Genomic DNA, 11957 nt, shown 5'->3' with positions numbered 1-11957 from the left:
AAGTCGCCCTTGTTGATGCCGGCGCCCTTCAGCACCTGGTCCACGAAGATGTTGCCGACCGACGAGCCGACCTGGTTGGCGATCTTCATCCCCTTGAGCTGTTCGACCTTGGTCACATTGAGATCCTTGCGCACGACGAGCGCGCAGGTGCGTCCGACATATTCGACGACGGCGATGCCGGCCATGCCGCCCTTGTCGTGCCCGAGGATCAGCGACGGCCCCGCATAAGTGCCGAGGTCGACCTGGCGGGCCACCATCTGCTGCATGGTCAGATTGCCTGACGGCACCGCGAATTCCTCGGCCTTGAGCCCGCGTTTTTCCAGAAGCCCGGACCGCAGGAGATAATAGGTCGGCATGCCCCACATGTTGGTCTGATAGCCCTGCCGGACTATCGCCGTCTGGGCCTGCGCCCATCGCATTCCACCGAGTCCGGTTGCAAGAACCGCACCGGTTGCCGCGAGATAGTGCCGGCGGGTCAGTCCATCCTTGCGCGTCGTCATGGCCTTGGTCCTCCCGTTGCGCCGGCCGAAACCGGTCTTCTGTTCAGTTTTGCATCTGCCCGAGTTCAATGAGCAGTTTCTTCTGGTAGTCGAGAAATTCCACGCTCAGCGGATCGCGCGGCCGCGGCAGGTCGATCTGCACCTGCGATTTCACCTTACCGGGATGCGGCGTCATCACGATCACGCGGTCGGCGAGATAGACCGCCTCGGAGACGTTGTGGGTTACGTAGATCACGGTCTTGCGGGTTTCGCGCCAGACATCGGCCAGCAGGCGCTGCATGTCGTCGCGCGTCAGCGCATCGAGCGCCGCGAACGGTTCGTCCATCAGGAGCACCGCCGGATTGTAGGCAAGCGCACGCGCGATCGCGACCCGCTGCTGCATGCCGCCCGACAGGTGGTGGGGATAGGACCGGACGAACTTTTCCAGCTTGACCAGCCGCAATTGCTCGAGCGCGATCGCCTCACGTTCCTCCTTCGGCACGCCTTTCATTTCGAGGCCGAATGCGACATTGCCGAGCGCGGTCCGCCACGGGAACAGCTGGGCGAAGTCCTGGAACACGACGCCGCGGTCCATGCCGTGGCCGTCGACCTTCTTGCCGCCGATTCTGATCTCCCCTCCGCTCGGCGGCAGAAAGCCGGCGATGATGTTCAGAAGCGTCGACTTGCCACAGCCGCTCGGGCCGACGAGGCAAAGGAATTCGGAGCGCTCGATGTCGAGGCTCACATCCTGTACGCCGGCGACGCGACCGGACGGGGTGTCGTAGTTCAGGCAGACATCACGAATTTCGATTTCTGGCATTCCGGTATCCGCACCCTTCGCTCAAGCGCCCCGTGTCTGTCGTGACTTCTATGACTTTGCCGCGCGCACCATCCCCCAGCGCATCACGGTTGCCTTCTCGATCGAGCCGAAGAACAACCGTTCGAACAGGAAACCGATCACCCCGATCACCGCGAGCGAGGCCAGCATCAGGTCGGCGTTGAGGAATTCCTTGGCGTCGAAAATCACCCAGCCGAGGCCCCAGTCCGACGCGGCGAGAAATTCGGCGCCGATCACGGCGATCCAGGCGCGCAGGAAGGCCTGGCGAATGCCGGTGATGATGAAGGGCGACGCCGCCGGGATCATCACCTTCCAGAACAGCGACTGCCCATTCGCCCCCATCGCCCCCGCGGCGCGCAACCAGAGCGGATTGACCGCACGCACGCCCGACCATGTGTTCAGAAGGATCGGAAAGGTTGCGGCATAGAACACGATCAGGATCGCAACCGTGTTGCCGAGCCCGAACCACAGGATGAACACGGGAACCCAGGCGAGCGAGGGGATCGGCATCAGCGCGCTGGCAAGCGGCAGACAGAAATTCTCGACGGACTTGTAGCGCGCCATCAGAACGCCAAGCGGCACGGCAACGATGACGGCAAGCGTCATGCCCGCCAGCACGCGATAGAGCGTCGCCGCTGCATGATGAAGCATGGTGCCGTCTGTCACCGTGGTCCACAGCGTCAGGGCCACCTTGCCGAGCGGCGGCAAAAGGACAGCGGGGAAATAGCCGCTGCGCGCAACGAGTTCGTAGAAGATCAATAGTCCGACAATCGAGGTCGCGGCGCGCCGCCAGGTCCGGAGCCGTTCCGCGGTCAACGTCATCGCATCATGCCCCAGCGTACCAGCGTGTAGTCTTCGAGCTTCTGGAACACGAGCTTTTCCAGCGTGAGCCCGATGAGACCGATGACGGCGACGCCCGCCAGCATCACATCGGTGTTGAGGAATTCACGCGCACCGAAGATCAGCCAGCCAAGCCCCCACGACACCGCGGCGAGCATCTCGACCCCCACCAGCACCCGCCAGGCCTGCGCGAGGCCAAGCCGGAGGCCCGTGAGGATATAGGGCAGCGCGCCGGGCAGAATGACGTGGCGGAACACCTTGTGGTCGGTCGCGCCCATGGCCTGCGCCGAACGCAGCCAGATTTCCTTGACCGCCTTCACCCCGGTCCAGGTGTTGAAGATGATCGGGAAGGTCGACACGAAGGCGACCAGCAGGATCGCCGGCAGGTTGCCGAGCCCAAACCACAGGAGAAACAGCGGCGCATAGGCAATGCCGGGAATCGGCGCGAGCATCGCAACGATCGGCAGCGTGTAGTCTTCCGTGCGCCTCGATCGGCCCATGGCGATGCCGATCAGGACACCGACCGCGGCCGCGAGCGCAAATCCTGCGATCAGCCGCAGAAGCGTTTCGAGTGCGTGATGCGGCAGGATGCCGGAGACGGTCAGCCGCCAGAACGCCGACGCAATATCCTCGAGTGGCGGGAACAGCTTGCGCGGAAACATGCCGCTGCGCGCCACGATCTCCCAGATGATGCCGACGACGAGAAAGGGAAATCCATTACGGGCAATGATCCGCAGGGCCTGTCCGCCGGGGGCGGCAGGCGCGGCGGGACTCGCGGACGCTGCCTGCACGGCATCGGTCATGGCGATCCGGACGTTTTCCAGCCCTGCCCGGCGCTTATTGGAACGTGTTATGGGTGCGCCGAACGCGGAGAGGATAATTCACTCTCGCGGCCCCGGACAACCGTCATATTGGCCTGCGTCGAATTTTCACGCCGCATCGCACGATCGATGCGATTTCGTTGGCGCATGCCCGCGCATTGAGCACGGGTTCCACGCTGCCCTCACCTCGTTTTCGCGAGGAGAAAAGACGCGGGGTGAGGACAACCGTTCCGCGTCACTCGGAGCGCAAGCCGTCGCGCAAGGCGCTGCGTTGAATTTTTCCGGTAATGGTCTTTGGGAGCGCCGCCACGAATTCGATCGCGCGCGGATATTTGTACGGCGCGATCCTGGATTTTACGAGATCCTGCAATTCGCGCTTCATCGCGTCGGCGTCCGCCGCGCCGTCACGGAGCACGACATAGGCGGCAACGATCTGGCCGCGCTCTTCGTGCGGCAGGCCCACGACTGCGCATTCGGCGACGGCCGCGTGTTGCAGCAGGACGCCTTCCACTTCCGCGCCCGAGATATTGTAGCCCGCGCTGACGATCATGTCGTCGGTGCGGGAATGATACCAGAAATTGCCGTCATCATCGGCCTCGAACGCATCGCCCGTCAGATTCCAGCCGCCCTGAACATATTTCTGCTGGCGCTCGACATCGTCGAGGTAGCGGCATCCCGTCGGCCCGCGGACTGCCAGGCGACCGACCTGCCCCGCCGGCACGGGCTTCATGTCATCATCGACGACCATCGCCCGATAGCCCGGTGCCGGCTTGCCGACAGCTCCGGGAATGCGCTGCGTATCCTGATTGATGATGAAGCCGTGCAGCATCTCGGTCGAGCCGATCGAATTCATCAGCCGCACGCCGGTCGCGCGGTGCCAGCCTTCGAACACCGCAAGCGGCATGTGTTCGCCTGATGAGATGCAACTGCGCAGCGACGAGATATCGTAGCCTGCGGCGAGCGGCGTCATGGCGCGATACAGCGTCGGCACCGTGAACAGCCGCGTCACGCGCTCGCGCTCGATCGCCGTGAGCATTGCATCCGGCGTCGGCTGCTCCAGCATGACCGCCGAACCGCCGAAGCGCAGCGGAAACACCAGCATCGCGCCAAGCCCGAAGGTGAAGGCGAACGGTGCCGAGCCGAGAAACACATCCTCCTGCGTCGGCTTCAGAATATGCCGCGGCAAGCAATCGGCAATCGCAAGCACGTCGCGGTGGAAATGCACCGTGCCCTTGGACAGGCCGGTCGTGCCCGACGTGAAGGCGATCAGCGACACGTCGTCATGCGACGGGATCACGTTCTCGAACGCGCCGGTCTTGCGCATCATGCGGGCTTCGAGACCGTCTGCGGCGTCCGTATGAAAATAAACGGTCTTGAGCGCGGGCGTCGCCGCCTTGTTCAATTCATCCGCAAGCCGGGCATCGCACAAGGCAAACTGCACCTTCGCCTTGCCCAGCATGTAGGACAATTCCTGCGCCCGCAGGAGCGGCATGGTCGCAACGGCGATGCCACCGGCCTTGAGCACGCCGAGCCAGGCAGCAGCCTTCATCGCGTTATTCGCGGACCGCAGAAGCACACGATTGCCAGGCACCAGGCCGAGATCCTCGCGCAGCACCGCCGCGATGCGGTTCGCCTTGTCGAGAAGCTCGTCATAAGTCCACGTCGCGGCCGGCGTGCGAATGGCGATCCGGGATCCCAGTCCGGCCTCGACCTGCCGGTCGATCAGCTCCACCGCCGCATTGAAGCGCTTCGAATAACCGAGCACATCAAGGCCTTCAAATTCCGGCCAGAGTTCCTGAGGCGGCAGATGGTCACGCGCGAAAGGGTCGGAAAAGACGCTGGGATCGAGCATAAGAGCTTGCGGAATGGTGAGATTTTCTGAGCGGGACAGGTGACGGGAATGAGGCCGGACCCGTCCGATTGACGGGCCTCCGCCAGACGCATACATCCATCCGAATATAATTCAAATATGCGAGCGAAATAGCAGTCATGTGGCGTCCCCCGCAGCGCATCCAGTTCGAGCCGAAGCGTGGCCACGTTCCGAGCCGCGCGGAGGCCGAAGGCTCGCGGCTGTTTTCGCCGATCGCGATGGGGCCGGTGACGCTCGAGCAGCGAACCTGGGTGCCCGCGATGGTGCCCTGGCGCGCGACCGATGATGGCTTTGTCACGGACGCAGTGGTCGAATGGTACGCGCGCTTTGCGAAGGGCCAGCCCGGCGCGATCGTGGTCGAAGCCACCGGTATCCGCGACGTCCCGAGCGGGCCGCTGCTGCGGATCGGTGACGACCGCTTCGTGCCGGGGCTCAAGCGACTGGTCGAAGCGGTTCGCGAGGCAAGCGACGGCCGAACGCGGCTTCTGATTCAGCTGATCGACTTTCTCGCGATCCGGCGCCGTCCCGATGCGAAAAAGTATTTCGAGCGTTTTCTGTCGATCACCGATGCGCATCGCGCGGCGCTGCCGGGCCTGGGCGATTCCGAAATCCGTGCCGCCTTGGCCGGCATGCGGCGTGATGAGCTTGTGAAAATCCTGAACGAACGAGAGCTTGAGTCTCTCGAATTCGGCTATCGCGAGCGAGTGACGGACACCGAGCTGCCGCATATCCGCGATTTGCCGAACGTGCTGCCTGACCTGTTCGCAAGCGCCGCGGCGCGCGCGCAGGATGCCGGTTTCGACGGCGTCGAACTGCATTACGCGCACGCCTATACGATGGCCTCCTTCCTCTCCCGCAAGAATACCCGCGATGACGGTTATGGCGGATCGCTGGACAATCGGGTTCGTCTGCCGCTCGAGGTGTACGCGAAGGTGCGTTCACGCACGCGGCCGGACTTTGCGGTCGGCTGCCGTTTCCTCGCCGATGAATGCATCGACGGCGGCAGTGACGCGGATGACGCGGTGTTTTTCGGCGTGCAATTCGCAAAGGCCGGGATGGATTTCATCTCAACATCGCGCGGCGGAAAATTCGACGATGCCAAGCAGCCGGGCGTCGGCGGAGCGGCCTATCCCTATACCGGACCGAGCGGCTATGAATGCATGCCGCAATACATCTCCGACGAGAAAGGCCCGTTCGGCCGCAATGTCGCCGCGACCACAGCGATCCGCAAGGCGGTGCACGCCGAGGGGCTGGCAACGCCGGTCGTGTGCACCGGCGGGGTGCACAATTTCGAATTTGCCGAGCAGATGCTGGCCGACGGCGTCTGCGATATCGTCGGATCGGCGCGCCAGTCGCTGGCCGATCCGGACTGGTTCCTGAAGGTCAGGCTCGGATTGGGCGATCAGGTCCGGACCTGCGAATTCACCAATTATTGCGAAGGCCTCGACCAGAAACATAAGGTTGTCACCTGCCAGCTCTGGGACAAGGAGAGCCTGAGCGATCCCGGCGTGCGCAAGACGCCGGACGGCAAGCGCCGCCTCACCGCACCTGAATGGGCACCGCCGCAATGAGCCGGTCGATCGAGATCAGCGAAGTCGGTATGCGCGATGGTCTGCAGATCGAGCGCAGTTTCGTTCCGACGGAAACAAAGATCGCGCTGATCGATGCGTTGTCGAAGACCGGGCTGAAGAAGATCGAGATCACCGGCTTCGTGCATCCGAAAGTGATCCCGCAACTCGCCGACGCCGAAGCCGTCTCAACCGGCATCACCCGCGTGCCGGGCATACGCTATGGCGCCTTCATTCCAAATGCGCGCGGTGCCGAACGTGCGATCAAGGTCGGTATCGACGATCTCAAGGTCGGCGTCGCGGTCAGCGACAGCTTCAATCGCCTGAATGTCCGGATGACCACCGAACAGGGCATGACCGCGATCGACGAGATCGCAGCGGTCGCGAAAGGAACGAGCGGCCGTCTGGTCGGCGCGATCGCCACTGCGTTCGGGTGTCCCTATGAAGGGCCGGTGTCGCGCGAGCGCATGCACCGGATGGTCGCGCAATTGCTCGGCCATGACGCACCGATCATCTATCTCGCCGACACCACCGGCGTCGCCAATCCGGAGCGCATCCGGCGCACCGTCGAAGACCTGCAGAAAGCATTTCCCGAAGCCGTGCTCGGACTGCACCTGCACAACACCCGCGGCATCGGCATCGCCAATGCCCTCGCCGGCCTCGATTGCGGGATCCGGCATTTCGAGGGCTCCATCGGCGGACTGGGCGGCTGTCCTTTCGCACCGCGCGCGGTCGGCAATATCTGCACCGAGGACTTCGTGCATATGGCGCACGAGATGGGCATCGAAACCGGCATCGACCTCGACGCCCTGATCGATGTCGCGCGCATGGCGCAGGACGCGCTGAACCGTCCGCTTCCCGGCATGGTCATGAAATCCGGCAAGGCATCCGAACTCCACGCGATGGATGCAGAGCGCGTGAAGGTGGATTGACCGCGGTTCAGGACGGGTTTGCTTCCAGCATACGGCGCCGCTGACCGATCAGATATTCCAGCCGGCTGAGCGCGACCTGCAGGGCTCCGGCGTCGATGGTGTCCCGCTTGCCCCGGGACAATTCGGCGCCGAGAATTTCATCGATCTCATCCTCGATCTGGTCGAGTTCCGCTGTGCTCGCCGCGTCACGAATGCGTCTCGTGATCTGATGCAGGCGCTCCGGCGGAGGGCTCCCGCCTTCAGGTTCGGGCATCATGAATTTCCAGAACGCAGCCGCGAGCGAGCTCAGCATTCCAAGCAGCATGGAGGCATAGAAGAACTGATCGCCGTATTTGTCGAAGATCGTTTTCACATCGCCGCTGAAATACGCCTCCGCGCCCGGATGAATGCGGATCGGCGCATCCTTTTCGGTCGAGGGCGCGCTGATCTGCGCAAGGATCGGGTGTTCGCCCAGCATGTTGCTGCGGGTTTCCATGATGGTTTGCGTCAGCAGCGTCGCGGTATCGGTGTCGAGCTTATCCCGCGCGATCAGATAAACCGGCACGCGCAGCGTGGTCAGGTCGTCGTCCGGGATCGCGGGCGATCCCCGGATCGTACCCTTCGGGATGTCGAAGCTTTCATACGCGCCGATGGCCGCCGCGATCGCGCCGGCGGACTCGATCGGCAGGAGCGTCGGGCTTCTCTTGGCGTCACGCGGAAACAGATTGCGGAGCATCGTGAGATAGCGTCCGGAAATCGGCGTCACCAGAAGCAGCGCCTGGACCTTCTTGCCCTGAACGGCGGCAGGAAGTTCATCGAGCCTCAGATCGACGAACTTCACCTTGGCGCGCGTCAGATCGTATTCGCTGTCCAGCACCGACGCGAGCCGCCGGTTCACCTCGCCGCCGACCACGCCGACCGTCTTTCCCTTGAGGCCGTCGAGGCTGTCGATGGTCTGGCCCGGCAGCGCAATCATCATCAACACCCCATGGGTGATCACGACGATGGTGCGCGCTCCGACGAGATCGGTTGCGTCTCCCCGCACGATGGCAAGGTCCGCCTGGCCTTTCGCGAAAGCCTCGGCCGCGCCGAGCGGCGTGCCGGTGTCGATCACCTTCAGCCGGATGCGGGAATTGCTCGTCGATCCGAGCTTCGCGGCGAGCGCGCTCACCAATCGCGAGCCTTCGCCGTCGAGCGAGCCTGCCGCCACGGTCAGCGTCACCGGACGCATGGTGTAGCGATACGCATAAAAGCCGACACCTGCCGCCAGGGCCACGAGGCCGACGACCAGCGCAATTCTCGTCCAGCGCTTCAAGTGCATGGCCTGACCGATATGCTGTCTGAAGTCTATCATTTGAGACCCGCATCGGATACGCCCGATGGGTTTCAATTTGATCAACCGCGGTAGCCGATCTTTCGGGAGATTGCGTCGGCGGTTTCATAAACCATGGGCCGCAGCGCCCGCTCGCCGCCGATCGCCTCCGAAAGCTTCTCCGGCACGATCACCGTAACGGCGGCAATCACCCGGGAATCATGGTCGCGGATCGGGAAGGCAAGGCTGACCAGTCCCGGATCGACGGTCGAGTGGTGGAAGACATAGCCGCGCTTTCGATCCGCCGCGATCTGACCCTGGAAGTCCTGGGCAGACGGCACGGCATGAGCCCCCCGCAGCTCCTTTCGCAGCCGGTCGTAAAGGACGCGCAGCCGCTCGTCGTCCTGGTGCGCGAGCATGACGCGGCCGCTTGACGTCGTATGCGCGGGAAGACGCGCACCGAGTTGCAGATTGCTGACGAGCCCCGCATTGGGCAGCGCGCGCGCAAGATAGACCGCATGCCAGCCGTCCAGAATCGCCACATGCGCCGCGGCATTGGTCCGGTCGCTGAGCACGCGCAGGAACGGCTGCGCGATCTCGGTCATGGGCTGCGCATGAAGATATTCGAAGCCGAGATCGAGCGTCTTCGAAGTCAGGCGATAGCGCCGTGTCTCGGCGTCGCGCGCGATGAAGCCGTCCGCCTCGAGCGTATAGACCAGTCGATACGTCGCCGAGCGCGTCAGACCGAGGCCCGCCGCAAGTTCGGCAAGCGTCTTTGCCGGCTTGCTGCGCGGAAAGAGTTGCAGCAGCGCGAGCCCGCGCGAGAGGCCGGGCACGATATAGCGCGGATCGATGTCTTCTCTTGATGCTGACCCGCGACCTGACCCGCTAGCTGGCACGTGACACTCCTTGACCGGCGTTTTCTATATCAAACCCGACGTTGACATGACAAACGAGGTTTCCTACGCCCGGCCGGCAATGTGTGAGAGGGTGCGGGTATGGGACTGACGGTCGATATGGGGCGCTTTGTCGCCGGTCTGCGCTACGACATGCTGCCGGCTGACGCCGTGAAAACGGTGAAGCTCGGATTCACCGATTGCACCGCCTGCATGGTCACCGGCTGGAATGAACCGGTGACGCGGACCGCGGCGCGCGGGCTCGGCATCGTCCACGACGGCGCGAACACCCCGATCTCCGCCCTGCAGGCGCCCGCCCCGGAACGCGCGCTGATCTACGGGATCGCGGCGCATGCGATCGACTATGACGATACCGGCCTCGCCGGCCATCCGAGCGCAATCCTTGTGCCGACCATCCTGTCGGAGGCCGCCGAGATCGGCGCCGATGGCCGGAAGATGATCACGGCTTATGTCGCGGGTTACGAAATCTGGGCCGAGATGACGCGGCGCGACCGCGACCAGCTGCATCGCAAGGGATGGCATCCGACCGCGATGCTCGGCACGATTGCGGCGGCGGCCGCCGTCTCCTCGCTTCGCGGGCATGATGCGGCGATGGCGACGCGCACGCTCGGTGTCGCAGCCTCGCTTGCGGGCGGTATCGTCGGCAATTTCGGTTCGATGACGAAGCCCTATCAGGTCGGCCGCGCGGCGCAGTCCGGCCTTCTCGCGGCGCGCCTTGCCGAAGCGGGCCTGACCTCCACCGACACGGCCATCGAAGACGATCTCGGATTCCTCCGCGCAGTTTCGCCGAAGGGTGAGGTCGACACCACCTCGCCCGCCAATTTCGGCAAGGACTGGGGCATCCTGCGTGCCGGCATCAACATCAAGCTTTATCCGGTCTGTTATGCGGTCCATCGCGCCATCGATGCGGTGATCGATCTGCGCAAGGCCAATCCGGTCAAGGCCGAAAATGTCGAGGCGATCGATCTCGAAATCGGCGAGACCCAGGCCGACATCCTGCGCGTGCACCGTCCGACCAATGGGCTCGATGCGAAGATTTCCGGTGAATTCGCAATGGCCGCGGCGATCGTTGCGGGCGCTTGCGGCAATGCCGAACTGACCGATTCCTTCGTCAACCGGCCGGATGTCCAGGACCTGATCGGCAAGGTGCGCGTCGTCACCACCAAGGAACGCGACGACCACGAACCGGCGCATTCGCCCTTCGACCGGGTGACGCTGCATTTGCGGGACGGCGGCAAGCTGACGACCGAAGCGGTGAAGCGGCCGCGCGGGCATTTCCAGCGCGGCGTCGAGACCGAGGCGATGTGGATGAAATTCGAAGACTGCGTGAAGCCGACGCTGGGCGAGCGTGGCGCGCGTGCGTTGTTCGATGCGGTCCAGGACCTCGACCGGATGGGGTCTGTCGACGGGTTCGGCATCTTCCCGCCTGCAAAGCGCGCGGCGAGCGCGGCCTAGCAGACCAGAACGTTCAAACAGGAACGCGCGTGTCCTTGCGGCTACGCCTCCGGGCGTAGGCCGTGCAAGGACACCGGCGTCAGAAACAGGGACATCGGTGATGGACGGTCTCAAGCATATGGTGGTGGAGCGGCCCGAGCCGGGTCTGATGGTGGTGCGCTTCAACCGTCCCGAAGTGCATAACGCGCTCAACACCGCGACCTCGGAAGATCTTTACAAGGTGTTCGGCAAGCTCGCCTTCTATCCAGGCGACGTGCGCTGCGTGATCCTCACGGGCACCGGCGAGAAAGCCTTCAGCGCCGGCGGCGACCTGAAGGAACGCCAGGGCATGACCGACGAACAATGGCGCGCGCAACATGCCATCATCGAGGAGGCCGCCTATTCGGTCATCAATTGCTCGGTTCCGGTGATTGCCGCGGTCAACGGCGTCGCATTCGGCGGCGGCTGCGAACTCGCCTTGTGCTGCGACTTCATCTATGCGGCACGTCATGCGCGCTTCGCCTTGCCGGAGGTGACGCGCGGCATCATGCCCGGTGCGGGTTCCACGCAGAATCTGCCGCGCGCGGTCGGCGTGCGCCGCGCCAAGGAAATCATCATGAGCGGCCTGCCTTTCACTGCCGAGCAGGCTTACGACTGGGGCATGGTGAACGAGGTTTGCGATGCCGCGGACCTGATGCCCAGGGTGATGAGCGTCGCCAAAACCATCTGCGACAATGCCCCGATTTCGGTGCGCCAGATCAAGAAGGCCGTAAACGCCTCGATGAACATGGATCTGCCATCGGGTCTCGCCTTCGAAATCCAGTGCTACGAGCGCATGATCTCGACCGAAGACCGCCACGAAGGCGTGCGCGCCTTCAACGAGAAGCGCAAGCCGCGCTTTCAGGGCCGTTGATTTCAGGTGTTTGCCGGTCAACGCTGCGGTTGAACCGGCAAGCTCCGGCACTAC

General features: G+C 63.7%; 11 protein-coding genes. 4 read left to right on the top strand and 7 right to left on the bottom strand.

Going from position 1 to position 11957, the window contains the following annotated elements; translation table 11 throughout:
- The 5 genes from VN004_RS12955 to VN004_RS12935 all read right to left on the bottom strand — a co-directional run.
- On the bottom strand, positions 1-500 hold a 500-nt coding region (locus tag VN004_RS12955; protein ID WP_325610616.1), incomplete at its 3' end, for an ABC transporter substrate-binding protein.
- A gap of 43 nt (positions 501-543) precedes the next feature.
- Entirely contained in the window at positions 544-1299 is a 756-nt protein-coding gene (locus tag VN004_RS12950) for an ABC transporter ATP-binding protein (protein ID WP_325610614.1), read from the bottom strand.
- Positions 1300-1347: 48 nt separating this feature from the next.
- The gene (locus tag VN004_RS12945) at positions 1348-2139 is read right to left on the bottom strand and encodes an ABC transporter permease (RefSeq protein WP_325610612.1); all 792 of its coding nucleotides are present in this window, start codon (positions 2137-2139) and stop codon (positions 1348-1350) included.
- Positions 2136-2960: an ABC transporter permease gene (locus VN004_RS12940; protein ID WP_325610610.1), complete on the bottom strand. Its 825-nt coding sequence runs from the start codon at positions 2958-2960 to the stop codon at positions 2136-2138. Before VN004_RS12940 ends, VN004_RS12945 begins: the two co-directional genes overlap by 4 nt.
- Before the next feature lie 253 nt (positions 2961-3213).
- Entirely contained in the window at positions 3214-4830 is a 1617-nt protein-coding gene (locus VN004_RS12935) for an AMP-binding protein (RefSeq protein ID WP_325610608.1), read from the bottom strand.
- 137 nt (positions 4831-4967) lie between these two features.
- Between VN004_RS12935 and VN004_RS12930 the strand changes: the two genes are divergently transcribed.
- Both VN004_RS12930 and VN004_RS12925 read left to right on the top strand, forming a co-directional pair.
- Positions 4968-6419: an NADH:flavin oxidoreductase gene (locus VN004_RS12930; RefSeq protein ID WP_325610606.1), complete on the top strand. Its 1452-nt coding sequence runs from the start codon at positions 4968-4970 to the stop codon at positions 6417-6419.
- Positions 6416-7348, top strand: a complete 933-nt coding sequence (locus tag VN004_RS12925; protein WP_325610605.1) for a hydroxymethylglutaryl-CoA lyase — start codon at positions 6416-6418, stop codon at positions 7346-7348. The genes VN004_RS12930 and VN004_RS12925 overlap by 4 nt, the downstream gene beginning before the upstream one ends.
- 7 nt (positions 7349-7355) lie before the next feature.
- Here the strand turns inward: VN004_RS12925 and VN004_RS12920 are convergent, their stop codons facing one another.
- On the bottom strand, positions 7356-8681 hold the full coding sequence (locus tag VN004_RS12920; protein WP_325610604.1) for a TAXI family TRAP transporter solute-binding subunit: 1326 nt from the start codon (positions 8679-8681) through the stop codon (positions 7356-7358).
- A 41-nt stretch (positions 8682-8722) separates the two neighbouring features.
- On the bottom strand, positions 8723-9538 hold the full coding sequence (locus VN004_RS12915; RefSeq protein ID WP_325610603.1) for an IclR family transcriptional regulator: 816 nt from the start codon (positions 9536-9538) through the stop codon (positions 8723-8725).
- 99 nt (positions 9539-9637) lie between these two features.
- On the opposite strand from VN004_RS12915, the gene VN004_RS12910 reads away from it, so the two are divergent.
- Positions 9638-11011 carry an MmgE/PrpD family protein gene (locus tag VN004_RS12910; RefSeq protein ID WP_325610602.1) on the top strand — a complete coding sequence of 458 codons (1374 nt, stop codon included), beginning with the start codon at positions 9638-9640 and terminating at the stop codon, positions 11009-11011.
- Positions 11012-11111: 100 nt separating this feature from the next.
- On the top strand, positions 11112-11903 hold the full coding sequence (locus tag VN004_RS12905) for an enoyl-CoA hydratase-related protein (RefSeq protein WP_325610601.1): 792 nt from the start codon (positions 11112-11114) through the stop codon (positions 11901-11903).
- The last annotated feature ends 54 nt before the right edge of the window (positions 11904-11957 follow it).

Origin of the sequence: Pseudorhodoplanes sp. (assembly GCF_035565855.1) — a bacterium.
GTDB lineage: Bacteria > Pseudomonadota > Alphaproteobacteria > Rhizobiales > Xanthobacteraceae > Pseudorhodoplanes.
This window is presented reverse-complemented; position numbering and strand designations above follow the sequence as displayed.